This window comes from Acidovorax sp. GW458-11-26-14-TSB4, from assembly GCF_059423865.1.
This window is the reverse complement of record NZ_JBWKYR010000003.1, coordinates 340,465-364,772: the sequence shown is the minus strand read 5'-3', so window position 1 is coordinate 364,772 and position 24,308 is coordinate 340,465. Positions and strand designations below refer to the sequence as shown.

At 67.7% G+C, this 24,308-nt stretch carries 18 protein-coding genes; 13 read left to right on the top strand and 5 right to left on the bottom strand.

All coding sequences use genetic code 11. From position 1 onward, the window contains the following. Positions 1–16: 16 nt before the first annotated feature. The gene (locus AC07X5_RS10320) at positions 17–1,192 is read left to right on the top strand and encodes a putative sulfate/molybdate transporter (protein ID WP_494770040.1); all 1,176 of its coding nucleotides are present in this window, start codon (positions 17–19) and stop codon (positions 1,190–1,192) included. 34 nt (positions 1,193–1,226) lie between these two features. Here the strand turns inward: AC07X5_RS10320 and AC07X5_RS10315 are convergent, their stop codons facing one another. Next, positions 1,227–2,441: an acyl-CoA dehydrogenase family protein gene (locus AC07X5_RS10315; RefSeq protein WP_494770039.1), complete on the bottom strand. Its 1,215-nt coding sequence runs from the start codon at positions 2,439–2,441 to the stop codon at positions 1,227–1,229. Positions 2,442–2,451: 10 nt separating this feature from the next. After that, the gene (locus AC07X5_RS10310) at positions 2,452–3,492 is read right to left on the bottom strand and encodes an aldo/keto reductase (RefSeq protein ID WP_494770038.1); all 1,041 of its coding nucleotides are present in this window, start codon (positions 3,490–3,492) and stop codon (positions 2,452–2,454) included. 273 nt (positions 3,493–3,765) lie between these two features. On the opposite strand from AC07X5_RS10310, the gene AC07X5_RS10305 reads away from it, so the two are divergent. From AC07X5_RS10305 to AC07X5_RS10255, 11 genes are all read left to right on the top strand, one after another. Further along, entirely contained in the window at positions 3,766–4,953 is a 1,188-nt protein-coding gene (locus AC07X5_RS10305) for an LLM class flavin-dependent oxidoreductase (protein ID WP_494608784.1), read from the top strand. 34 nt (positions 4,954–4,987) lie between these two features. After that, positions 4,988–6,580 carry an ABC transporter substrate-binding protein gene (locus tag AC07X5_RS10300; RefSeq protein ID WP_494770037.1) on the top strand — a complete coding sequence of 531 codons (1,593 nt, stop codon included), beginning with the start codon at positions 4,988–4,990 and terminating at the stop codon, positions 6,578–6,580. A 28-nt stretch (positions 6,581–6,608) separates the two neighbouring features. Further along, entirely contained in the window at positions 6,609–8,129 is a 1,521-nt protein-coding gene (locus AC07X5_RS10295; protein ID WP_494770036.1) for an amidase, read from the top strand. A 10-nt stretch (positions 8,130–8,139) separates the two neighbouring features. Beyond that, on the top strand, positions 8,140–9,342 hold the full coding sequence (locus tag AC07X5_RS10290; RefSeq protein WP_494770035.1) for an acyl-CoA dehydrogenase family protein: 1,203 nt from the start codon (positions 8,140–8,142) through the stop codon (positions 9,340–9,342). Between the two features lie 43 nt (positions 9,343–9,385). Continuing rightward, positions 9,386–11,038, top strand: coding sequence for an ABC transporter substrate-binding protein (locus AC07X5_RS10285; RefSeq protein WP_494608780.1), 1,653 nt, complete (start codon positions 9,386–9,388; stop codon positions 11,036–11,038). Positions 11,039–11,073: 35 nt separating this feature from the next. Next, entirely contained in the window at positions 11,074–12,156 is a 1,083-nt protein-coding gene (locus AC07X5_RS10280; protein ID WP_494608779.1) for an ABC transporter substrate-binding protein, read from the top strand. Between the two features lie 18 nt (positions 12,157–12,174). After that, entirely contained in the window at positions 12,175–13,095 is a 921-nt protein-coding gene (locus AC07X5_RS10275; RefSeq protein WP_494611804.1) for an NAD(P)H-binding protein, read from the top strand. Positions 13,096–13,199: 104 nt separating this feature from the next. Continuing rightward, a complete protein-coding gene (locus tag AC07X5_RS10270) occupies positions 13,200–14,795 on the top strand; it encodes an ABC transporter substrate-binding protein (protein WP_494770034.1) in 1,596 nt (531 codons plus the stop codon). 25 nt (positions 14,796–14,820) lie between these two features. After that, on the top strand, positions 14,821–15,807 hold the full coding sequence (locus tag AC07X5_RS10265) for an ABC transporter permease (RefSeq protein ID WP_494770033.1): 987 nt from the start codon (positions 14,821–14,823) through the stop codon (positions 15,805–15,807). 37 nt (positions 15,808–15,844) lie between these two features. After that, positions 15,845–16,798, top strand: coding sequence for an ABC transporter permease (locus AC07X5_RS10260; protein WP_494770032.1), 954 nt, complete (start codon positions 15,845–15,847; stop codon positions 16,796–16,798). Beyond that, positions 16,795–18,549 carry an ABC transporter ATP-binding protein gene (locus tag AC07X5_RS10255; RefSeq protein ID WP_494770031.1) on the top strand — a complete coding sequence of 585 codons (1,755 nt, stop codon included), beginning with the start codon at positions 16,795–16,797 and terminating at the stop codon, positions 18,547–18,549. The genes AC07X5_RS10260 and AC07X5_RS10255 overlap by 4 nt, the downstream gene beginning before the upstream one ends. Positions 18,550–18,615: 66 nt before the next feature. On the opposite strand, the gene AC07X5_RS10250 is transcribed toward AC07X5_RS10255, so the two are convergent. The 3 genes from AC07X5_RS10250 to AC07X5_RS10240 form a co-directional block, all read right to left on the bottom strand. Further along, positions 18,616–19,956: an LLM class flavin-dependent oxidoreductase gene (locus tag AC07X5_RS10250; protein WP_494770030.1), complete on the bottom strand. Its 1,341-nt coding sequence runs from the start codon at positions 19,954–19,956 to the stop codon at positions 18,616–18,618. Positions 19,957–20,024: 68 nt separating this feature from the next. Next, on the bottom strand, positions 20,025–21,530 hold the full coding sequence (locus AC07X5_RS10245; protein ID WP_494770029.1) for an ABC transporter substrate-binding protein: 1,506 nt from the start codon (positions 21,528–21,530) through the stop codon (positions 20,025–20,027). A 644-nt stretch (positions 21,531–22,174) separates the two neighbouring features. Beyond that, complete coding sequence (locus tag AC07X5_RS10240) at positions 22,175–23,080, bottom strand: LysR family transcriptional regulator (RefSeq protein ID WP_494611808.1); 906 nt, start codon at positions 23,078–23,080, stop codon at positions 22,175–22,177. A gap of 109 nt (positions 23,081–23,189) precedes the next feature. Between AC07X5_RS10240 and AC07X5_RS10235 the strand changes: the two genes are divergently transcribed. Beyond that, a complete protein-coding gene (locus tag AC07X5_RS10235) occupies positions 23,190–24,236 on the top strand; it encodes a Bug family tripartite tricarboxylate transporter substrate binding protein (protein WP_494770028.1) in 1,047 nt (348 codons plus the stop codon). Positions 24,237–24,308: the final 72 nt, after the last annotated feature.

The window sequence follows — 24,308 nt, the reverse complement described above, 5'->3', positions numbered from 1 at the left end:
TTTTGATAGGTCTGCCATGAGCTCTGCGTCCGAAGTGAATGCTTCAGCGCCCAAGCGGCGCAGCACGAACCGGTACGATCGAATGGAGTGGGCGGGTGCATTCGGCGATCTGGGAACGCTGATCCCCTTTGTCGCTGCCTATATTGGCGTCCTCAAGCTGGATCCGTTCGGCGTTCTTTTCGCCTTTGGCATCTCGATGGTCGTGTGCGGGCTTTACTACAGGACGCCATTTCCTGTGCAGCCGATGAAGGCCATCGGCGCAGTTGCCTCCATTCAGGCGGTGCAAACGGCCCTGGTGACGCCTTCGGCCGTCTACTTCGCCGCCATGGCGACCGGCATCATCTGGTTCGTCCTGGGCATGAGCGGTCTGATGGCGAGAGTTGCCAGAAGTGTTCCTCCTGCGGTGGTGATGGGCATTGTCTTAGGCCTTGGCTTTGGCTTCATGCTGCAAGGCATCAAGATGATGCAAACCGACTGGCTGATCGCGATCCTCGGGTCCATCGGCACGTTGTTGCTCATGGGCAATCGCACCGTGCCAGCCATGTTCGTATTGCTTGTATTTGGCGCCATAGTGGGGGGCTTTCAACACCCTGAACTGCTTTCTCGTCTCGGCAATGCATCCATGGTGTTAAAGACACCGTCGTTCGCACTGGCGGACGTCACCTGGAAACAGGTATTTGTTGGCGTCGTCCTCTTGGCGCTGCCGCAGATTCCATTGACCTTGGGCAATGCGGTCATCGCCGTGACCGACGAGAACAATCGGCTTTTCCCACAACGGCCTGTGACAGAGGGGCGGGTCGCTGTTTCCACGGGCCTTATGAACATGTTCAGCGGCGCCGTTGGCGGCGTCCCGATGTGCCACGGAGCCGGGGGTATGGCCGCCCACCTTGCTTTCGGCGCCAGAACGGGCGGCTCTGTCGTCATACTTGGCTGTGTGCTTCTGACCTTGGCCTTGTTCTTCAGCAACGGCGTCGAAGCATTGTTTCAGTTGTTCCCTGCAGCGGTGTTGGGGGTTGTTCTGTTTCTCACCGGGGTGCAGTTGGCCATCGGCAGCAGCGTGTTTCCTTCTGACCGGGGTGATCGCGTGGTTGTCCTGGTGTGCGCTGCGCTATGCATGTGGAACGTGGCCGCAGGCTTTCTGGCCGGGATGGCACTGCACCATCTCCATCAACGAGGCCTCCTCAGACTATGAAGGCAGGCTGCTGTGACGGCCTCGAGGTCTTCCCTCAGAAAACCCGCCCCTCCTCCAGGTGTGTCGTCACGCCATTGAGCTGGTAGTCGCCCAGCACCCGGGTCTTCTGCAGCAGCGGGTTGTGGTTGAAGATGGTGCGGATGTTGCGCCAGTGGCGATCGAAGTTGTGCTTGCTGGACGTGGCCGATGCACCGCCCGCCTCGAACATGCGCTCGGCTGCGCCCAGGGCCAGGCGGGCCACCACGGTCTGCGTCTTGGCCGTGGCCAGTGCGCCCTGCAGCACCAAGTCGGCAGCCTGAGCCGCATTGGCGGCAATGGCATCGGCCGAGCGGTCAAGGTGGCGGGCATTGTCCAGCACCAGCGCATCGATGGCATGCGACGCCGCAGACAGCTCGCCCACGACAAGCTGGTTGAAGTGGTCCTCGCGCGCCGTGGCGGCCGGGCTGTGCATGGCCGGGCGGCCATGATCGCGCACGAAGCGTGTGGCATCGGCCAGCACATTGCGCACCGCGCCGGCGGCGGCCGTCACCAGGTGCAGTTGGCGCAGCGCCGAGGTGTGGCGCCCCACCAGCGAGCCCGAGTCGCGGGACTGCACCTCGTGGGCATGCACCAGCACATCGGTGAAGACGATGGAGCCGCTGGCCGTGAGGCGCTGGCCAAAGCCGTCCCAGTCGTCCAGGATGGCGATGCCTTCGCGGTCCACCGGCAGGTTCACGGTGACCATGGTGCCCTCTTCGTCCAGCACGCTCACGTTGGCATAGTCCGAGAAGGCCGTGCCCGTGGCATAGAACTTGCGGCCGCTCAGCCGGAAGTGGTCGCCCTCGCGCACCAGCGCGGTGTGGGTCACGCCGGCCCGCTCGGTGCCGCGTTCGGTGTAGGCGCCGCCGAACAGCGCGCCCTCGAGCGTGCGCTGCACCTGCAGCTGCCGGTAGGCGCCGGGCGGTGCCAGGCGCAGGGCCTCGGTGGCGTTGAAGTGGATGCGCAGCGCATGCGCGACGTTGGAATCGGCCGCGGCCAGCGTGGCCAGGGCACCGATCAGGTCCTCCAGCGAGCAATCGGGGCCGCCATCGGCCTGGCCGATGCGCAGCGCACCCAGGCCGGACTGGCGCACGCGCTGGAAGGCCTCATGGGGGAGCGTGCGGTCGGCCTCGCGCTGGGATGCGCCCTGGGCGATGGCGTCGGCCAGGGCCGGAACACCGGCCAGGATGGCCGCGCGCGTGCGGGGAATCTGCAGGATGGTGTGTGCCATGGGCCCGGCCTCACTGTGCGGTAGCAGCAGCAGCGGTCGCCGCCACGCGGGCCACGCGGCCTTCCACGGGGTGGCTCGGGTCGGTGAAGCCCAGGGTGGAGGCATGGCCGGCGGCCACCAGGCGGTTGACCAGGGCCTCGTCCTCGGGGGTGAACTGGTAGTCCAGCGCGCGCACATAGCCCTCCCACTGCTCCAGCGTGCGGGGGCCGGCGATGGCCGAGGTGATGAGGCGGTTGTTGAGCACCCAGGCCACCGCGAAGTCGGTGGGGTGGACGCCGCGCGCCGCCAGGTCGTCACGGATCTGGCGCGCGATGGCCAGGGATTCGGGGCGCCACTCGGTCTCCAGCAAGCGCTTGTCGGCCCGCGCGGCGCGCGAGCCGGCTTCGGGCGCCGCACCATCGTCGTACTTGGCCGTCAGCACGCCGCGTGCCAGCGGGCTGTACGAGACCACGCCCAGGCCGTAGGCCGCGGCGGCAGGCAACTGCTCGGCCTCGGCCGTGCGGTTGACCAGGTTGTACAGCGGCTGGCTCGCCACGGGGCGGTCGATGCCTTCGGCATCGGCCAGGTGGGCCACCTCGGCAATGCGCCAGCCCCGGAAGTTGGACACGCCGAAGTAGCGCAGCTTGCCCGCCCGCACCAGGTCGCCGATGGCGCGCACGGCCTCGCCCAGCGGGGCGTTGAAGTCGGTGCGGTGAAAGTACAAGAGGTCGATGTAGTCGGTGCCCAGGCGGCGCAGGCTGCCCTCCACCGCATCGATGATCCACTTGCGCGAGATGCCGCTGCGGTTGGGCCCGTCGCCCATCCGGTTGGCGAACTTGGTGGCCAGCACCCAGTCGTCTCGGTCGTGGCGGATGCCGCGGCCTACGATCTCCTCGGTGCGGCCCTTCTGGTAGGCATCCGCCGTGTCGATGAAGTTCACGCCGCTGGCCTTGGCCGCGGAAATGATGGCGTGCGAGGTGGCCTCGTCGGTGGGGCCGCCGAACATCATGGTGCCCAGCGCCAGGCGCGAGACTTTGAGGCCGCTGCGGCCCAGGTAGTGGTAGGTGGTCAAGAAGGCTCCGGGAAAGGGGTGGTGGCACGCGGCCGAGGCCGGTCAGCCGCGCATGATAGGCAGCGCTGCGCAAAGCACATACTCGCTGCACGCATATCGATAGCCGCTCCTGAATCGGTAGCAGCCGGTGCGCCAGGAGCAAGCTTCATCGGCGCAGATGTCCGCATAAGCAAATGCGGAAAGAACGCTGCAGCCCGCCGCGATATTGGGTGCAATGCAAGGGTTTCCATTCCTGCCCTGCGACCCGTTGCGCAGGGCTTGCCGATTGCCTTCATGACCACCATCACACACCGCGCTGGCTCGCTGGTCGGGCTCGACCGTTTCTCCGCACCCACCGATTTCCCGGGCAGCCCCTTGTCCGAGGCCTTGAAGCAGCCCATCCTGCTCGGGCTGTTCCTGCCCATCCAGGCGGGGGGATGGAGCGCCTCCACCCTGCCCCGCACCACCGACTGGCAGTTCGCCTACAACCGCGACCTGGTGCTCAAGTCCGAGGCCCTCGGCTTCGACATCGTCTTCGCGCTGTCGCAGTGGCTGCCCAAGGGCGGCTACGGCGGCGTGTTCGACGGCAATGCGCTCGACTCCTTCATGGCCACGGCGGCGCTCACCGGCGTCACGCAGCGCATCATCCTGATCTCCACCATCCACGTGCTCTACGGCCCGCTGCACCCGCTGCACCTGGCCAAGTGGGCCAGCACGCTGGACCACATCTCGGGCGGGCGCTGGGGCATCAACGTGGTTACCGGCCACCGCGCCGTGGAGCACGAGGCCTTCGGCTGGGACCGCATCGACCACGACCGGCGCTACGAACTGGCCGCCGAGTTCCTGGAGGTGGTGCAGCGCCTGTGGACCGACACCGAGAACTACTCGTACGAAGGCGGCTCCTCCTGGAAGCTGCAGGGTGCCTTCGTCTCGCCCAAGCCGCGCTATGGCCGCCCGGTGCTGGTCAATGCCACGGGGTCGGACGCCGGCATCGAGTTTGCCGCGCGCTATTCGGACATCGTGTTCATCACCAGCCCCGCGGGCTCGGACTTCGCCAGCGCCATCGCCGCGTTGCCGGCGCACACGGCACGCGTGAAGGCCGCTGCGCGGGCCCAGGGGCGCGAGGTGCGCACCCTGCTCAACCCCATGGTGATCAGCCGCGAGACCGAGGCCGAGACCTGGGCCTACCACGATGCCATCGTGGCCGCGCAGGACCAGCATTCGCCCCAGGGCTTCAACGGCTTCGACAGCGACGCCCATGCCTGGAAGGGCCGCGTGGGCGTGGATGCGCCCAAGCGCCGCGCCATCGGCGGGAACATCGAGGTCATCGGCACGCCCGAGCAGGTGGTCGAGCAGTTCGTGGCCTTGAAGCGCGCAGGCGTCGACGGCCTGCAGCTGAGCTTCTTCGACTTCCAACCCGACCTCGAATTCTTCGGCGACCGCATCCTGCCGCTGCTCAAGCAGGCCGGCCTGCGCTTCTGACCGCGCTCCATCCACCCAGCCCTCCCCCTCTTTCATGGCCCTCCACCGCACCTTCGCCCACCTTGCCTTCGCTGTGCTGCCAGCCTTGGCACTGGCACAGCCCGCCACCGATGCCGCCACCCCGGTCAAGGGCGGCACGCTCACCTACGCCAGCGACATCGAGCCGCCCATCCTGGTCTCGCTGCTGGACACCAATACCCGCATCCGCAACATCAGCGCCAAGATCACCGAGGGGCTGCTGCGCTACGACGCGCAGTTCAAGCCCCAGCCCCTGCTGGCCACGCGCTGGAGCGTGAGCCCGGATGGCCTGCGCTACACCTTCGAGCTGCGCAAGGGCGTCAAGTGGCACGACGGCAAGGACTTCACCGCGACCGACGTGCGCTACTCGGTGCTCACGCAGAAGAAGCAGGGCCCGCGCGGGCGCATCACCCTGGCCAACGTGGAGCGCGTGGACACGCCCGATGCGCTGACGGCCGTGCTCGTGCTCTCCAAGCCCGCGCCCTACCTCATCAAGGCACTGTCCTCGGCCGAGCTGCCCATCGTGCCGGCCCACCGCTATGGCGACGGCGACCCGCTGGCCAGTGCCAATGCCACGGCACCGGTGGGCACGGGGCCCTTCATCTTCGAGCAGTGGGTGCGCGGCAGCCACATCATCCTGCGCAAGAACCCGAACTACTGGCGCAGCGGCGCGCCGCACCTGGACCGCATCATCTTCCGCTTCATCCCCGACAAGGCGGCCATCTCGGCCGCACTGGAGGCCGGCGAGGTGGACGTGGCCAGCAACGTGAACCTGGCCGACCTGGAGCGCCTGGGCAAGAACCCGCAGCTCAAGGTCGAGGACACCTACGACGCCTACCTCAACAACGCCGTCTTCCTCGAATACAACCTGGACAACCCGGTGCTGGCCAAGGCCGAGGTGCGCCACGCGATTGCCCATGCCATCGACCGCAATGCGCTGAGCAGCGTGGTCTGGTACCAGCGCGGCGAGGTGGTGAACTCGCCCATCCCCAAGGTGTTCACCAGCTACTACGACGACAGCACCTTCAACTACCCGTACGACGTGGCCCGCGCCAACCAGTTGCTCGACCAGGCGGGCTACCCGCGCCAGGGCGGCGGCACGCGCTTTGCCCTCAAGGTCACCAACATCCCGGGTGCCGACTTCAAGCGCACCTCGGACTTCCTGCGCTCTTCGCTGGCGCGCGTGGGCATCCGCGTGGAGATCCTCGACGGCGACCTGCCCACCTTCCTCAAGCGCGCCTACACCGCGCGCGAGTTCGACCTCAACGTCAACGGCCTGGGCCGCCTGTACGACCCCACCGTGGGCGTGCAACGCATCTACTGGGGCGACGGCGTGAAGAACCCGCTGATCTGGATCAACGCGGCGCACTACAACAACCCGCAGGTGGACGAGCTTTTCCGCCAGGCCGCGATCGAGGTCGACGAGACCCGCCGCGCTGCGCAGTTCCGCCAGATCCAGCAGACCGTGGGGCGCGAGCTGCCGGCCTACCCGCTGGTCACCGTGCCCTCGGCACTGCAGGTCTACAGCACCCGCGTGCACCGGCTCAACACCACCATCGACCTGACGGCAGGCGATCTGGCCGACACCTGGCTGCAACCCCGCAAGTAATCCACGCCATCGCCACCAAGGAGCCTCCATGAGCACAGCCACTGCACCCGTCCCTTCCGACGCCCGCAGCCCCGCCGCCGAACTGAGCTTTGCCAGCGCCGTCGAGCAGGCCCGCGCCCTGGCCGAAGGCCGCATCACCGCCACGGCGCTGCTGGAGCACAGCCTGGCGCGCATCGCCCGGCACGACGCGGCCTTCAACCTCGTCGCCGTGCGCGATTTCGAACAGGCCTGCGCTGCGGCCCGGGCGGCCGACGAGGCCCTGGCGCGCGGCGAGCGCAAGCCGCTGCTGGGCGTGCCCATCACGGTCAAGGAATCCTTCGACGTGCAGGGCCTGGTGACGGCCACCGGCAACCCTGCCCACGCAGGCAACGTGGCGGCGCAGGACTCGTGGGTGGTGCGCGCGCTGCGCGAGGCCGGCGCCGTGGTGCTGGGCAAGACCAACGTGCCGGTGGGCCTGGCCGACCTGCAGAGCTACAACCCGCTGTACGGTGTGAGCAACAACCCCTGGGACGTGGCGCGCACGCCCGGCGGCTCTTCGGGCGGCTCGGCCGGGGTGCTGGCCGCGGGCTTTGTGGCGCTGGAGCTGGGCTCGGACATCGGCGGCTCCATCCGCATCCCCGCGCACTTCAACGGCGTGTACGGCCACAAGCCCACCCAGGGCCTGATCGGCCTGCGCGGCGCCGGCCTGCCCGCCGGGCGCGTGGCCGACCGCGACCTGAGCGTGGCCGGCCCGCTGGCGCGCAGCGCCGCCGACCTGGCCCTGGCGCTCGACCTGCTGCTGAACCTCGACCCGCTGCAGGCCAAGGCCTGGCGCGCCACCCTGCCCCCGGCGCGGCACCAGCGCCTGGCCGACTACCGCGTGCTGGTGATCGACCAGTGGCCCGGCACCGAGCGCAGCCTGGGCGAGCGCGTGGCCATCGAGCGCGTGGTGGAGCGCCTGCGCACCCAGGGCAGCCAGGTGCTGCGAACCAGCGACCTGCCCGCCGGCCTGCTGCCCGACCTGGGCGAGGCCCACCGCATCTACCGCAGCCTGCTCGGCTCCTCGCTGGCCGAACCGCCCGCGCTGTCGGCCGGGGCCCAGGCACGCCTGGACGCCCTGGCGCCCGAAGACACCAGTGCCGATGCCGCCTGGCTGCGCTCGTTCAGCCTGTCGCACCGCGCCTGGCTGCACGACAACGAGGCACGGCTGAAGCTGCGCCAGCAGTGGGAACAGCTGTTCGGGGTGGTGGACGTGGTCGTCACCCCCGTGCTGGCCACCCAGGCCTTTGCGCACAACCACAGCGAACCCAAGGACGAGCGCAGCTACCCCGTGGCCTTCGAGGGCGGCAGCAAGCCCGTGCGCTTTCTGGATCTGTTCACCTGGGCCGGCCTGCCGGTGCTGCCGGGCCTGCCGGCCACCAGCTTCCCGCTGGGGCTGGACGGCGATGGCCTGCCCATCGGCGCGCAGGCCGTGGGCCCCTACCTCGAAGACCACACCAGCATCCACTTCGCCCACCTGCTGGAGCAGGCGTACGGCGGCTTCCAGGTGCCGCCCGGGCTTGAAGACTGAGAGATCGCCTGTGAGTGACCTGTCCCAGCCTTTGCAGGCTTCGCCCCGGTCCGCCGCGCACGCCGATCTCATCGCGCATGCGCGCCAGCTGGGCCATGACTTCGCCCTGCTGGCCGCCGAGCACGACCAGAGCGGCGCCCCGCCCGAGGCGCAGTTCGCGGCCCTGCATGCCGCGGGCCTGCTGCGCATGACGATAGACAGCGCCCACGGCGGCCATGGCGCCGGACTGGCCGTGGCGCGCGAGGTCGTCAGCGCCATTGCCTATGGCGATCCTTCGGTGGCGCTGATCCTGTCCATGCACTACAGCCTGCACGGCCACATCGCGCGCAGCCTGCGCCAGGGCTCGGACGAATGGCCCGAGGCGCTGGCACGGCAGCTGATCGCCGAGTCGCTCGAAGGCCGCTCCCTGCTCAACGCCGCGCAGGTGGAGCCCGCACTGGGCTCACCCTCGCACGGCGGCCTGCCGGCCACGGTGGCACGGCGCGTGGGCGACCAGTGGCTGCTGTCGGGCCACAAGCTCTACGTGACGGGCGTGCCCCTGCTCTCCTGGATCAGCGTGCTGGCCGTGACCGACGAGCCCGAGCCGCGCCTGGGCAGCTTTCTCGTGCGGCGCGGTGCGCCCGGTGTGCAGGTGGTCGACACCTGGGACCCGGTGGGCATGCGCGCCACGGCCAGCCACGATGTGCTGTTCCACGACGTCGCCGTGCCGCTCGGCCATACCGTGGGCCTGCGGCCTGCGCACCTGGGCCTGCGGCGCGACGCGACCACCATCGCCTGGTACTTCAGCCAGGTGGGTTCGGTCTACCACGCTGCGGCGCAGGCGGCGCGCGACTGGTTGCTGCGCTTTCTCAACGAGCGCAAGCCCAGCGCACTGGGTGGTGCCTCGCTGGCCAGCGTGCCCACGGTGCAGGACGCCGTGGGCCGCATACAGGAGCTGCTGGCTACCAACGACTGGCTGCTGCTCAGCCATGCGCAGGCCTACGACGCCGGCACTGCGCCCGACCACCTGGGTGCGCTGGTCAAGCAGGTGGTGACCGACAACGCGGCCCAGGCTGTTACAGCGGCCTTCGAGCTGGCCGGCAACCACGGCCTGGCCCGGCGCAACCCGCTGGAGCGGCACCACCGCAACGTGCTCTGCAGCCTGATCCATGCACCTCCCAACAACCTGCTGCGCACCCATGCGGGCCGCGCGGCGCTGCAGGCCGCGGCATAGCCCGGCCTGCCACCGATTCACTCCCACACCGTTCTGTCCATCCATGCCATCCTTCGACGATATCCACACCCTTGCCGCCGCTGCCGTGCAGCGGGATGCCTCGCGCCGCGCCTTTCTGCAGGGCACCGCCGGGCTGGGCCTTGCCACCCTGGTCCCCTGGGCCCAGGCCCAAGGTGGTGAGACGCCCCAGCGCGGCGGATCGCTCACGCTGCTCATCTTTCCCGAGCCACCGACGCTGACCACCATCGCGCACACGGCCAATGCCTCGGTACTGATCTCGGGCAAGGTGACCGAAGGCCTGCTGACCTACGACTTCGACCTGAACCCCAAGGCGCAGCTGGCCACCTCGTGGACCACCAGCGCCGATGGCCTGCAGTACACCTTCAAGCTGCGCCAGGGCGTGAAATGGCACGACGGCAAGCCCTTCACCTCGGCCGACGTGGCGCATTCGCTGAACCTGGTCAAGGAATTCCACCCGCGCGGGCGTGCCACCTTTGCCGCGCTGAGCGAGGTGCAGACGCCCGACGCCCACACCGTGGTGCTGCGCCTGGCCAAGCCCGTGCCCTACCTGCTGTCGGCGCTTGCAGCGTCCGAGACGCCCATCGTGCCCAAGCACCTGTATGGCACCGGCAAGGCCGATGCCAACCCGGCCAACAATGCCCCCGTGGGCACAGGCCCGTTCGTGTTCAAGGAATGGGTGCGCGGCAGCCATGCCATCTTCGAGCGCAACCCGGCCTACTGGGACGAAGGCAAGCCCTACATCGACCGGCTGATCGTGCGCTTCATCCCCGATGCCGCGGCACGCTCGGCCGCCATCGAAAGCGGCGAGGTGCACCTGGCGCCGGGCTCACCCGTCTCGCTGGCCGACGTGGAGCGCCTGCGCGCCAAGCCCAACCTGGTGTTCGAGAGCAACGGCTACCAGTACATCAACTCCATCTACCGCACCGAGTTCAACCTGGAGACCCCGGCCCTGCAGGACCTGCGCGTGCGCCAGGCCATCGCCCACTCCATCCAGCGCGACAACCTGCTCAAGGTGGCCTGGTACGGCCAGGGCAAGCTCATCCCCGGTCCGGTGAGCAACACGCTCAAGAAATACTACGTGCCCGACCTGCCCGTGCTGCCCTACGACGTCAAGCAGGCCGAGAAACTGCTCGACGAAGCGGGCCTGACCCGCGGCAAGGCCGGGGGCAACCTGCGCCTGAAGCTGCGCGCCACGCCCATCCCCAATGAGGGCGGCCTGCGCACGGCCGAGTTCCTGCGCCAGTCGCTGTCGCGCATCGGCATCGAGCTGCAGCTCAGCTCGCAGGACTTCGCGACCTACATCAAGCGCGTGTACACCGACCGCGACTTCGACCTGCACATCAGCGCGATGAGCAACACCTTCGACCCCACAGTGGGCATCCAGCGCCTGTACTGGTCCAGGAACTACAAGCGCGGGCTGCCGTTCTCCAACGGCTCGGCCTACAGCAACGCCGAGGTAGACCGCCTGCTCGAGGCCGCGTCCGTCGAGACCAACGAGGCCAAGCGCATCCAGCTCATCACCGAGTTCCAGCGCCTGATCATCCGCGACCTGCCCGACATCAACCTCGTGGCGCCCGACACCTACACCATTGCCGACCGCCGCGTGCGCAACCACACCGTGGGCGGCGACGGCCCTGCCGGAAACCTCGCCAACGTTTGGCTGGGCAAGGCCTGACCAGGCCAGCCCGCCCATCCACAGGAGGAACTGCCATGACGACACACACCACCGCAGCCAACCAGCCCCAGCCCGATAAGCTCTGGTACACGCGCTGCCCCGTGCCTTCGCCCCTGGGCATCGCCGCGCGCCTGGGCTGGCTGGCCGAGGCCTTCGCCGAGGACGGCATCGCCATCGAGTCCATCATCGACTCCAAGGACCGCAGCGTGCGCGAAAGCCATTTCGACCACCACCTGGCCTGGTCCTTCCGCCAGGGCGGCAACATCCCCCCCATCTGGGCACGCGCCAGCGGGCGCGACACGCGCCTGGTGGCCATCACCTGGACCGACGAGTTCCAGGCCCTCATCGCCCTGCCGGGCAGCGGCCTGACCAGCGCCGCCCAGCTGGCGGGCAAGCGCATCGCCATCCCACGGCGGGTGAACGATCTGATCGACTTCCACCGCGCCACGGCGCTCAAGGGCACCGTGTCGGGCCTGTCGCTGGCCGGGCTCACGCACCAGGATGTGACCCTGGTGGACCTGCCCATCGAGGAGTCGGTCATCATCGCCGCGGGCGAGCCCAGCCTGCACGGCCTGCGCCGGCGCCACCCCTACTTCGCCGAGGTGCAGGCCCTGGTGCGCGGCGAGGCGGATGCCATCTTCGTCAAGGGGGCCGAGGGCATCGTGGTGGCCAACCTCATCGGTGCGCAGGTGGTGGCCGAGTTCGGCAAGCACCCGGACCCCAAGGTGCGCATCAACAACGGCACCCCGCGCACGTTGACGGTGGACGCCGCCCTGGCCGACCGGCGCCCCGACCTGGTGGTGCGCCTGCTCGGCGTGGTCGAGCGCGCGAGCTACTGGGCCGAGCAGCACCCTGACGAGACCCTGCGCTTCGTGGCGCGCGAGATCGCCACCACCGAGGAAGCCGTGCTCGCCTCCAACGGACCCGAGGTACACCGCCACCTGGGCCTCAGCCTGGATGCGCCCCTGGTCGATGCCATCGGCCATTTCAAGGATTTCCTGCTTGCATGGGGTTTTCTGCCCCGCGACTTCGCACTGGGCGAATGGGTGGACCCACGTCCCCTGGCCCGGCTGCGTGCGCAGGCCGAGGCCGCCACTGCGTTGCCGTTGGCCGCCTGACGCCTGGGAGACCGCCACATGACTACCGAATCCTCAGTCCAGAGCCTGCGTGTTCTCGTCACAGGTGCCACCGGCAAGCTGGGCCAATTGCTGGTGCCGCGCCTGCTGGCACAAGGCGTTGCCGTGCGCGCGCTGACCCGCCAGCCTGAGCACGCCCGCCGGGTGCTGGGCCCCGCCGTGGAGATTGCCGCGGGCGACCTGGGCCAGCCCGCCACGCTGGACGCTGCCTTGCGCGGCGTGACGCACCTGTTCCTGCTCTCGCCCATCGACCCGCTGCTGGCCGTGCACCAGGGCAACGCGATTGCGGCCGCCGAGCGCGCGGGGGTGCAGCGCATCGTCAAGCTCTCGGGCTCGGCGTGGACCACCACCCCGCCTGGGCGATCGCTCTCGGGCGACCTGCATGCGGCCGTGGAGCGGCAGCTCGCACAGTCAGGCATTGCGCACCTGGTGCTGCAACCCAACGCCTGGGCCCAGGTGGCGCTGGGGCGGCTGGCCGAGCCATTGCAGCAGGGCGATGCGCTCACCGATCCCTTCGCCGGCGCCCGCGTGGCCTACATCGACGCGCGCGACATCGCCGACGTGGCCGTGGCAGCCCTGCTGGAGACTGCGGTGCAGCCACCGGAAGATGGCGGGCCCTGGGTGCTGACGGGACCCGAGCCGCTCGATTTCGCCGACCTGGCCGCAGCGGCTGGTGCGGCGCTGGGCCGCACGGTGGCCGTGCAGGCGCCAGGACCAGCGAGCCAGGCGCCGGCCGCCCTGCCGGCGTTCACCGCGCAGGTGCATGCGCAGTTCAGGCAACTGATTGCCGCCGGGGCCGCGCGGGAGACCACATCCACCGTGGAGCGCGTGCTCGGCCGGCCTGCGCGCAGCGTGCGCGACCACGTTGCCGAGCAGGCCCGGCAGGCATTGGCGGGTACCCCTGCGGCAGTGGCGGCGTAAGTACAAAGTAGCACTTGCTTACTCAGAATCGTTCGTTGTAGGGCCCGGGGGGGCTGCCTACATTGGGGCTTGTCTACCAACACGCTCTCATGCAAAGGATCTCCATGCCCCGCCCCCCACAGCGCCCCGCCCTCCCGTGGAAACGCATCGCCGTCGTGCTCGGCCTTGCCGGCCTGGCCAGCCTGTCGGCCATGGCCCAGGCGCGCCACGGCGGCACGCTCAACTGGGCCGTGAACCCGGTGCCCTCGTCGCTGGTACCTCTGACCACCACGGCCGGCGGCAACACCGAGATCGGCCCCAAGATCGTCGAAGGCCTGCTCACCTACGACTGGAACCTGGCGCCCAAGGCCCAGCTGGCCACCGCCTGGGCCGTCAGCAAGGACGGCCTGCAGTACACCTTCACCCTGCGCAAGGGCGTGAAGTGGCATGACGGCAGGGACTTCACCTCGGCCGACGTGGCGTATTCGATCCAGACGCTCAAGCAGGTGCACCCGCGCGGACGCGGCAGCTTCGCCAACGTCACCGAGGTGAAGACGCCCGACGCCCACACCGCCGTGGTGGTGCTCTCCAAGCCATCACCCTTCTTGCTGACGGCGCTGTCGGCGGCCGAATCCCCCATCGTGCCCAAGCACCTGTACGAAGGCACCGACGTCAACACCAGCAAGTACAACAGTGCCCCCGTGGGCACGGGGCCCTTCGTCTTCAAGGAATGGGTGCAGGGCAGCCATGTGCTGCTGGAGCGCAACCCCAATTACTGGGACAAGCCCAAGCCCTACCTCGACAAGATCGTGGTGCGCTTCATCACCGACGGCGTAGCCCGTGCCGCAGGCCTGGAGTCCGGCAGCATCGACCTGAGCGCCGGCAGCTCCATCCCGTTGTCGGACGTGGAGCGCTTCAAGAAGCTCCCGGGCATCGAGATCGACACACGCATCTCGCCCTACGTGGGCAACCACCAGCAGGTGTATTTCAACCTGGACACACCCGCGCTCAAGAACATCGAGGTGCGCCGTGCCATCGCCCAGGCCATCGACGCCAATGCCTATAACAACACCGTGTGGTATGGCCTGGGCAAGCTCTCGGCCACGCCCATCGGTGCGCACAGCCGCTACCACGATGCCAGCGTGCAGCGCATCGCCTACAACCCCAAGGCGGCCGAAGCGGCGCTGGATGCCGCCGGCTTCAAGAAGGACGCCAGCGGCACGCGCCTGAAGCTGCGCGTGCTCTACAACCCCTTCGTCGAGCGCCGCTCGGCCGACTTCATCCGCCAGTCGCTGGGCCGCATCGGCATCGATGCCGCCGTGGAGACTTATGACTTCGCCACCTACGTGAAGAAGGCCTATACCGACCGCGAATGGGACATCACGGCCGAGAGCCTGACCAACATCTTCGACCCCTCGGTGGGCGTGCAGCGCATCTTCTGGTCCAAGAACTTCAAGATCGGCCTGCCATTTTCGAACGCCCCGCACTACAGCAACCCCGAGGTGGACCGCCTGCTCGAAGCCGCCGCCGTCGAGGTGGACGAGGCCAAGCGCCGCCAGCTGTTCTTCGACTTCCAGAAGGCCGTGGCGGCCGACATCCCATCCATCGAGTTCGGGGCCAACCCCAACATCACGGTGGTGGCCAAGAAGGTCCGCGACTACGCCCCCACGGGCGAGCATGTCCGCGGCAGCTTCGCCGACCTGTATTTCGCCGCCCCCTGACCTGACACGCGAACGGGGCACGCCCATGACCACACTCTCGCGCGTCGGCCACACCCTACAGCGCACGGCCTGGCAGGCCGTGCCGACTGTGCTGGGCGTGGTGGTGCTCAACTTCTTCCTGCTGCAACTGGTGCCAGGCGACGCGGCCGACGTGATCGCGGCCGAGTCGGGATCGGCCACGGCCGAGACCATGGCCCAGCTGCGCACCCATTTCGGGCTGGACCTGCCGCTGCTCGACCGGCTGCTGGCCTACCTGAACAACCTGGCCCACTTCCACCTGGGCACCTCGCCGCGCCACAACCAGCCGGTGCTGGACCTGATCGGCGGGCGCCTGGGCAGCACCTTGCTGCTCATGGTCACGGCCCTGGGCATGGCCCTGGCCACGGGGGTTCTGCTCGGCACCATCATGGCCACCTGGGTCGGCAAGTGGCAAGACCGGGTGCTGTCCGTGCTGGCGCTGCTGCTGTACTCCACGCCGGGCTTCTGGCTGGGGCTGATGGCCATCGTGCTGTTCTCGGTCAAGCTCGGCTGGCTGCCCACCGGGGGCAACCTCACCATCGGCGCCGGGCTGACCGGCTGGGCCCTGGTGAAGGACGCCGCGCGCCACCTGGTGCTGCCGGCACTGGCCATGGCCGGCTTCTTCGTCGCCATCTTCTCGCGCCTCACGCGGGCCGCCATGCTGGAGGTGAGCCACCAGGACTTCGTGCGCACCGCCACGGCCAAGGGCCTGACCCCCGTGGCCATCACGCTGCGGCATGTGCTGCGCAACGCACTGATCCCGGTGACCACCGTCGCGGGTATGCACTTCGGCACGCTGCTGGGCGGAGCCATCGTGGTCGAGTCGGTCTTCAGCTGGCCGGGCCTGGGCCGCCTGGCCCTCGAATCGGTGCTGGCCCGCGACTACAACGTGCTGCTGGGCATTCTGCTGCTGTCCTCGCTGCTGGTCATCGTGGCCAACATGCTGGTGGACCTGCTGCACGCCTGGCTCGATCCCCGCATCCAGGTCCGTTGAGGCGTTTTCCGCACCTGTTGCATCCCACAAGATTGCCATGACCACCGCCGCCACCACCTCCCCCCAGAACCGCTTCCTGCGGCTCATCCGCGCATCATCGTCGTCCGCGGAAAAGAAGCCCGCGCTGGACGCCCTTTCCCCCGTGCCCGTGCAGCGCCACGCGGCCTTGCAGGCCTTCGTGCGCAACCCGGCGGCCGTCACCGGCGTGCTGATCCTGCTGCTGGTGGCCGGCCTGGCCGTGCTGGCGGGGGTGATCTTCCCGAACGACCCGCTGGACATGGCCACCCGCCCGCTGCTGGCGCCCCTGCAGTCGGCCGAATTCCCGCTGGGCAGCGACTCGCTGGGCCGCAATGTGGCGTCCGGCATCGTGCACGGCGCGCGGGTCTCGCTGGCGGTGGGGCTGTCGGCCGCCACGGTCAGCGTGCTCATCGGCATTCTGGTTGGGTCCGTCGCAGGCTATTTCGGCGGCCGGGTGGACGACCTGCTCGTGCGGCTGACCGAGCTGTTCCAGACCGTGCCCACCTTCTTGCTGGTGATCGTGATCGTGGCCATCGGCCAGCCTTCGGTGAAGGTCATCGTGCTGGCCATCGGCTTGGCCTCCTGGCCGGTGATAGCGCGCCTGGTGCGCGCCGAGTTCCGCTCGCTGCGCGAATCCGAGTTCGTGCTGGCAGCGCGCAGCCAGGGCTTTTCGGACCTGCGCATCATCTTCCAGGAGATCCTGCCCAACGCCCTGCCCCCGGTCATCGTGACCGCCTCGGTGCTGGTGGCCACGGCCATCCTCATCGAATCGGCCCTGGCCTTCGTGGGCATGGGCGACCCCAACGTGGTCTCCTGGGGCAGCATGATCGGCGAAGGCCGCGAGCAGCTGCGCACCGCCTGGGCGCTGACCGCCATCCCGGGCGCCGCCATCATTTTCACCGTGCTGTCGCTCAACTTGGTCGGTGACGGCCTCAACGACGCCTTCAACCCCCGCCTGCGAGGCCTGCGATGAGCCACCCGACCCTGATTCACCCTGTGCACGGCGATGGAGCCGCCGGCACCCAGCGTGCGCCCCTGCTGCTCGACATCCGCCAGCTGGACGTGCGCTTCAAGGGCTCGCAAGGTGTGCTGCACGCCGTGCGTGGCCTCGACCTGCAGCTGCACCAGGGCGAAACCCTGGCCCTGGTGGGCGAATCGGGCTGCGGCAAGTCGACCACGGCGCTGGCGCTGCTGCGGCTGCTGGCCCCCGGCGCACAGATCGGTGGCCAGATCCTGTTCGACGGCCGCGACATCGTGCAGTTGCCGCTGGACCAGCTGCGCCAGTTGCGCGGGCGCGAGATCTCGATGATCTTCCAGGAGCCCATGACCTCGCTGAACCCGGTCTACACCGTGGGCACGCAGATCGCCGAGACCTTGCGCCAGCACGAAAGGCTGTCGGCCCCGGCGGCCCGCCAGCGTGCCATCGAGCTGCTGGACCTGGTGCGCATCCCCGAACCCCAGCGCCGCGTGGACGACTACCCGCACCAGCTCTCGGGTGGCCAGCGCCAGCGCGTGATGATCGCCATGGCCGTGGCCTGCCGCCCGCGCCTGCTGGTGGCCGATGAACCGACCACCGCGCTGGACGTGACCATCCAGGCACAGATCCTGGAACTGCTGGACCGGCTGCGGCGCGAGCTGTCGATGTCGCTGCTGCTCATCACCCACGACCTGGGTGTGGTGGCCCAGTGGGCCGACCGCGTGGCCGTGATGTATGGCGGCGAAAAGGTCGAGGAGGCCAGTGCCCCCCAACTGTTCGCAGCGCCCTCGCACCCCTACACGCGCGGCCTGCTCGGGGCATCGCTGCACGCCGGCCAGGACCTGCACTACACCGATGCACGCCTGCCCGAGATCCAGTCACGCCTGAACCTGGAGACGGGCCAGCGCAGTTTCGACCTGCACATCCCCAAGGCCCGGCCACGTGAGGAATCCGCAGCGTTACAGGACAACACTCTGCTTTCGGTGCAAAACCTGCGCACGGACTACGCCACGCGCACCGGCACCGTGCATGCGGTCGACGATGTGTCCTTCACCATCGGCGTCGGCGAGACCGTGGGCCTGGTGGGCGAGTCGGGCTGCGGCAAGTCCACCCTGTCCAAGACCCTGCTGCACTTGGTGCCCGCCGCGGCCGGGCGAATCGTGTTCGACGGCACGGACCTGACCCGGCTCAAGGGCCGCGCCCTGCAGCCCTGGCGCCAGCGTATGCAAATGGTGTTCCAGGACCCTTATGCTTCGCTCAACCCGCGGCGCACGGTGTATGACATCCTCGACACGGTGCTGTACGTGCACGGCAACCGCTCGCGCCAGGACCGGCAGCAGCGCATCGCCGCCATCCTGGACCGGGTGGGACTGCCCCTGAACGCGGGCAACCGCTACCCGCACGAGTTTTCGGGTGGCCAGCGCCAGCGCATCGGGATCGCGCGCGCGCTGGTAGTGCGGCCGTCGCTGGTGATCTGCGACGAGCCGGTGTCTGCCCTCGATGTGTCCATCCAGGCGCAGATCTTGAATCTGCTGGTGGAGCTCAAGGAGGAGTTCAAATTGTCCTATTTGTTTATCTCGCACGACCTGGCTGTCGTGCGCTACATCGCGGACCGGGTGTTGGTGATGCACCAGGGGAGGTTCGTGGAGTCGGGGGACCACCAGAGCATCTGGGCGGCGCCGCAGCATGAATACACACGCAGCCTGATCGCCGCAGTCCCACGGGGTGAGCAGCGCAAGGCAGCGTGAGCAGGACTGCGGCAATCAAGAAAGCCAAGGGGCCCGCAGGCCCCTTTCTTCTTCCCGAACCTCTCGCTACCCTACACGGCTGCCTAGAGGCCGCACCAATCCCAGGTTCTCTCGCAAGGTCGCGCCGTCGTATTCCGAACGCGCCAGCCCCCGTCGGCGCAGCTCAGGCAACACCAGCTCCGCAAAATCCGTCAGCCCTGTAGGCAACACCGGCGCCATCACATTGAACCCATCGGCTCCGCGATGGACGAACCGCTCCTCGAGCTGATCGGCTATCTGCACCGGCGTGCCCACCAACTGCCAATGCCCCCGTGCCCCCGCCACCCTCAAATACAACTGACGGATGGTCAGGTTTTCGCGGCGCGCGAGCTGCAGGGTCAACTCCTGGCGGCTCTTGCTGGCGTTGGTCTCGGGCAGCTCCGGGATGGGCCCGTCGAGGTCGTAGCCCGACAGGTCCACGCCTCCGGTCAGGCCTGAGATCATGGACAGGCCGAGCACCGGGTCGATCAGCGACTGCAGCTGCTCGAACTTCTCCTGCGCCTCGCCCTCGCTGCGCCCCACCACCGGAAACACGCCGGGCATGATGAGCAGGCTGTCGGGGTCGCGGCCATAGGCTTCGACACGGCCCTTGAGGTCGGCGTAAAAATCGACGGCGTCCTGCAGGGTCTGCTGCGCGGTGAACACCACCTCGGCCGTGCGCGCCGCCAGGTCCTTGCCGGCGTCGGAGGAGCCGGCCTGCACGACAACTGGCCGCCCCTGCGGTGAGCGCGCAACGTTCAGCGGGCCTTGCACCTGAAAATGCTTGCCCTGGTGGTTGAGCACATGGCGGCGCGCAGGGTCGAAGACCCGGCCGCCCTGCTTGTCCCACAAAAACGCTCCGTCATCCCAACTGTCCCACAGGCCCAGCACCACGTCGGCGAACTCGCTGGCGCGCTCGTAGCGCTCGGCATGAACGTAGTGTGTATCGCGGTTGAAGTTGCGCGCCTCGTGCTCGCTCGACGAGGTCACGAGGTTCCAGCCCGAACGGCCGCCGCTCAGGTGGTCTAGCGAGGCGAACTTGCGCGCGATGTGGAAGGGCTCGTTGAAGCTGGTCGATGCCGTGGCCACCAGGCCGATGTGCTCGGTCACGGACGACAGTGCTGACAGCAGGGTCAGCGGCTCGAACTGCGAGACATAGCTGTGCGCCGTGCGGCTGAGCGCCTCGGGGTTGCTGCCGCGCGTGCCCACACCATCCGCCAGGAAGATCAGGTCGAAGCGCGCCGCCTCGGCCGCCCGGGCCAGTGCCCGGTAGTGGTGGATGTCCAGGCCCGCGCCGCGCACCGCGTCAGGGTGGCGCCAGGCGGCCAGGTGGTGGCCAGTGGGGTAGAGAAAGGCGCCGAAGCGCAGGAATCCGGAACGTTGGGGCATGGAAGGAGCAAAGAATCGGGTGCTAGACCGGGGTTTCATCGGGGGAGGCAGGCAGAAGCGCCAAGGGCTCATTTCTCCAGGTACACGTCGGCAAACGAATCGTTGAGCCCGTTGGAGTTGGTGGTGTGGTTGCGCACCTTCCTGTGGGCCACCGTGAGGGGCTGGAAGGCGGTGAGGTTGACCACCGGCAGGTCGCGGTGCACCAGTTGCTGAAAGCGCACAAACAGTTCGCGGCGCCTGGCCGGGTTGGCCTCGATGGAGGCGGCTTCGAGCAGCTGGTCGGCCTCGGGGTTGCTGTAGTGGCTGGCGTTCGAGAAGCCCAGGCCGGGCTTGAAGTTCTTCGACCAGTAGATGCGCTGCACGCCCACCGTGGGGTCGAAATTGTTGTTCAGGTTGTTGACGTTGATGTCAAAGGCTCGGTCGGTATACACCGCCTTGACGAAGCCGCCGAAGTCGTAGGCAGCAATGGTCGCGTCGATGCCCACGCGGCCCAGCGCCTGGCGCACGAACTCGGCCGTGCGGCGGTTGCCTTCCTGGTAGTAGGGGTTGTAGGTCAGGCGCAGTGCAAAGCGCTTTCCATCGGCCTTGCGGGCAAAGCCCGCCTCGTCCAGCAGCTTTTCGGCCAGGGCCGTGTCGAACTTGTGGTGGCGGATGCTGGTGTCGCTGTACTGCTTAAGCACCGGGCTGATGGGCGATGGCGACGGCTGTGCAAAGCCATACCAGGCGACGTCGACCAGTGCCTTGGCGTCCACCGCATGAGCGATCGCCTGGCGTACCTTCTGGTGGGCGAGCTGTGGCGTGTCGAGGTTGAACTCGAACTGCGATTGGTTCGCCACGTACTCGTACCCCTTGGTCTGCACCTCCAGTTGCGGCAGGGTCTTGATGCGGGCCACGTCCCCCAGGGGCACGGGCGAATCGCCGCTCAGGTCGATCTGCCCGGCCTCGAGCCCAGCGGCGCGGGCGCTGGCATCGGTGACGATGCGCACCACGATGCGGTCCAGATAGGGTTTGGGTTTGTCCCAGTAGTCCGGGTTGCGCTCCAGGATCACATGGCTGCCCTTGACCCATTCCTTGAACACGAAGGGGCCCGTGCCCACCGGCTTTGCGTTGTAGGGATTGGTGCGGATGTCGGTGCCTGCGTACAGGTGCCGGGGCACGATGGGGGATTCGCTGGATGCCAGCGCGGTCAGCAAGTACGGCGCGGGTTTGGACAGCACGATGGTGGCCGTTAGCGCGTCGGGCGTCTTAACCTCCGTCACATTGGCGAAGGTGGCTCGACCGCGGGGATGGAACTCCTTCAAGGTGAGTATGGAGAAGGCCACGTCGGCCGAGCTGAAGTCCTTGCCGTCATGCCACTTGACGCCCGTGCGCAGCTTGAAGCTGTACTGCAGGCCATCGGCGGACACCGTCCATTGCCTGGCCAGGCGCGGTTGGGGACTCAGGTCGAAGTCATAGGCCAGCAGGCCCTCCACGACCTTGGTGCCGACCTTCTGCGGAAATCCAAAGGTGTTGTCGATGGAGACGATGGTGGCCGACTCGGGCCCGGCCACGAACTGCAGCGTGCCACCGCGCACGGGCTGTAGCTGCTGCGGTGACTGCGCGACAGCGTGACCTGCGAACAGGCCAACGCAGAGCGCCAGCGCAAACCAGGGGCGAACCGCTGGCCGCGCCAAATGAACGGCTGAGAAGACGAGGTATCGGGCGTACATGGGGTTCCTTGACGGAAAGAAGCGCCACGCATCCGGCGGCACACGCCGCCGCTGGGGCGAAACATCGGCTGCAATGCTATGTGCCGACCCACTGGTCGCTTAGACCAATTTCGAGGAATCAAAGACGAAAACGTGCGCCCCATGGCGGTGTTCATGGCGGCCCGCATAGCCCCTGGATTTCCCGCGGGCGTTCGCGTCCTCACGGACGATTCCGTCATGAGCATCTGGTTGCGCTGCGCACTACCCTCGCAGATGATCGGCCTCACTTGCGTTTCGCGGCAACCACTCGGCGTGCAAGGTGGTGTCTTGCGTTCACCGTAAGCTTCCAGCGAGGCGAGGCCTCCGGGATCAGCAGAAAATCAAGGGTCCACATCGTTGCAAACGCCGCATGTACAAGTCCAAGCCTGACCGCAGACATGTCTGAATCAGCACTCCGTAAATTTATGCTGGCGGTCGGGCTTTGAAGTATCTTCGGTAGACGCCCCATTCCCCGGAGCCCTTACGAACTGCTAAAGCTTGCGAGTCAGCCGGATCTCTTCCTTGAGCTCCTTGGCGAAAGCCTCGGCCAGTAGCATGCGCGCGCCCGGGTAGGGAAAAATCACTGCCGAGCGCGAACTCATCTCCTCGCGCACGGGCCGCACCACCACGTTCGGCCCGGCAAAGGACTCCGCCGCCCAGTGCGACACCAGGGTGATACCTGCCCCCGCCGCTGCAAAGCCGCAGGCAATGAGCGAGTGCGGGGTTTCCATCACCACATGGGGCACCACGTCGGCCTTGGAGAAGGCATCGTCGATCTGGTAGCGCAGGAAACTGTGCTGCGACAGCAGCACCATACGCTCGCCCGCAAGGTCCTTCACCGAGATCTGCTTTTTGGCTGCGAGTCGGTGGCCTGCCGGGATCACGGCCACCGAACGAGCAGGCTCCAGCGGCTCGATGGAGATGGACGGGCGTGCCATGGGCAGCTCGATCAGGCCGACGTCGAACTGGCGCGTGGCTACCAGGTCGGCCACCTGGCGCGAGGGCAGGCTCTGCACGAACACCGACACATTGGGCCGCGTTGACAAAAAGCGCGCCGTGGCTCTCGGCAGCAGAGACTGCGATAGCGAAGGCAGCGTGGCGATGCGCAGCTCCCCCGCGCGCTGGAATCGGATGTCCTGCGCCACCTGGGCCAGCCGGTCCAGGCTGCCGTAGATGGGTTCGGCCTCTCGGTAGAAGGCCTGGCCTTCTGGCGTGGGCACCAGCTTGCGCCCGCGCCGTTCGAACAGCTTATAGCCAATACGTGATTCGAGCAGGCTGATGGCGCGACTCACCACCGGCTGCGTCACGTTCATGTGGCGCGCTGCGGCCACCACGGTGCCAGTGCGCATCACGGAATAGAACGACTCGACCTGGCGCAGATTCAGCGTGGGCTTCATGCATAGCATTTGAGCATAAAGTGAAGCGATCTATCGAATTGTCGTTTGCAGTACCGGGGCATACGATTCGTTCCATACCGCCGCAACGCCTGTACAAAGGATGCCCTCCATGCCCAAGACTCCCCATATGCCTTCCACGAGCACACTGATGTGCAGCACCGTGACCGCGCCATCGCGCCTGCGCCGTGGGCTGGCCTTGGCCGGTCTAGCTCTGTGCGCCATCGGTGGAGCTGCAGGCTCCGCGCCTGCGCACGCCCAGGCCTGGCCCAACAAGCCCATCCGGCTGGTGGTAGGCTTTCCGCCCGGAGGGTCGTCAGACGCCACGGCCCGGATGCTGGCCACTGCGCTCAGCGCCAAGCTCGGCCAGCAGGTGTTCGTGGAAAACAAGGCCGGGGCCAACAGCATCATCGCGACACAATTCGTGCGCAGCCAGCCGGCCGACGGCTACACGCTGCTGTCGGTGTCGTCCTCGTTCGCCATCAACCCGGCGCTTCAGAAGCTCAATTACGACATCTACAAAGACTTCACGCCCGTGGCGCTGTTGGGCATCATCCCGCTGTGGATGGTCACGCCCAACGACGTGCCGGTGAAGTCCGTCAAAGACTTGGTGGCCCTGGCCAAGTCCCAGCCCGGTAAGCTGCCCTACGCCAGCTACGGCTCGGGCAGCGCGGGGCACCTGGCATCGGAGCTGCTGCTGTCCATGACCGGCACCAACATGATCCATGTGCCCTACAAAGGCACCGGCCCCGGGCTGGTGGACGTGATGGGCGGCCAGGTGACGATGATGATGCCGACCGTGGCCTCGTCCGTCACCCTGGTCAAGGAAGGCAAGCTGCGCGCCATCGCAGTGACCAGTGCCAAGCGAGTCTCCGCCGTGCCGGACGTGCCCACCATCGCTGAATCGGGTGTGTCCGGCTTCGAGCTGGTGGCGTGGGAAACGATCCAGGTAGCGGCTGGCACGCCACCTGAGATAGTGAACCGCCTGAACACCACCATCCGCGAGATCATCGCCACGCAGGACTTCCGCGACAAGCTGGTAAAGATCGGCATCGAGCCCGAGCTGAAAATGCCCCCCGCCGACGTGGCGAAGTTCGTGCGCAGCGAAGCCGAAAAGTTCGATAAGGTGGTGCGCGAACGCAATATCAAGGCCGAGTGAAATCAGCGCCCTCAGCCAACAGCGAGCAGCCAGCGGCCTGGGATTCCCGGGCCGGGCGCCATTGCTCTCCCC

Excerpts from the sequence above, each read along its gene's own strand:
- AC07X5_RS10260 (WP_494770032.1), top strand. The coding sequence starts at position 15,845 with ATGACCACCGCCGCCACCACCTCCCCCCAGAACCGCTTCCTGCGGCTC.
- AC07X5_RS10235 (WP_494770028.1), top strand. The coding sequence starts at position 23,190 with ATGCCCAAGACTCCCCATATGCCTTCCACGAGCACACTGATGTGCAGC.
- AC07X5_RS10320 (WP_494770040.1), top strand. The coding sequence starts at position 17 with ATGAGCTCTGCGTCCGAAGTGAATGCTTCAGCGCCCAAGCGGCGCAGC.
- AC07X5_RS10305 (WP_494608784.1), top strand. The coding sequence starts at position 3,766 with ATGACCACCATCACACACCGCGCTGGCTCGCTGGTCGGGCTCGACCGT.
- AC07X5_RS10295 (WP_494770036.1), top strand. The coding sequence starts at position 6,609 with ATGAGCACAGCCACTGCACCCGTCCCTTCCGACGCCCGCAGCCCCGCC.
- AC07X5_RS10275 (WP_494611804.1), top strand. The coding sequence starts at position 12,175 with ATGACTACCGAATCCTCAGTCCAGAGCCTGCGTGTTCTCGTCACAGGT.
- AC07X5_RS10270 (WP_494770034.1), top strand. The coding sequence starts at position 13,200 with ATGCCCCGCCCCCCACAGCGCCCCGCCCTCCCGTGGAAACGCATCGCC.
- AC07X5_RS10265 (WP_494770033.1), top strand. The coding sequence starts at position 14,821 with ATGACCACACTCTCGCGCGTCGGCCACACCCTACAGCGCACGGCCTGG.
- AC07X5_RS10315 (WP_494770039.1), bottom strand. The coding sequence starts at position 2,441 with ATGGCACACACCATCCTGCAGATTCCCCGCACGCGCGCGGCCATCCTG.
- AC07X5_RS10285 (WP_494608780.1), top strand. The coding sequence starts at position 9,386 with ATGCCATCCTTCGACGATATCCACACCCTTGCCGCCGCTGCCGTGCAG.
- AC07X5_RS10240 (WP_494611808.1), bottom strand. The coding sequence starts at position 23,080 with ATGAAGCCCACGCTGAATCTGCGCCAGGTCGAGTCGTTCTATTCCGTG.
- AC07X5_RS10250 (WP_494770030.1), bottom strand. The coding sequence starts at position 19,956 with ATGCCCCAACGTTCCGGATTCCTGCGCTTCGGCGCCTTTCTCTACCCC.
- AC07X5_RS10255 (WP_494770031.1), top strand. The coding sequence starts at position 16,795 with ATGAGCCACCCGACCCTGATTCACCCTGTGCACGGCGATGGAGCCGCC.
- AC07X5_RS10280 (WP_494608779.1), top strand. The coding sequence starts at position 11,074 with ATGACGACACACACCACCGCAGCCAACCAGCCCCAGCCCGATAAGCTC.
- AC07X5_RS10300 (WP_494770037.1), top strand. The coding sequence starts at position 4,988 with ATGGCCCTCCACCGCACCTTCGCCCACCTTGCCTTCGCTGTGCTGCCA.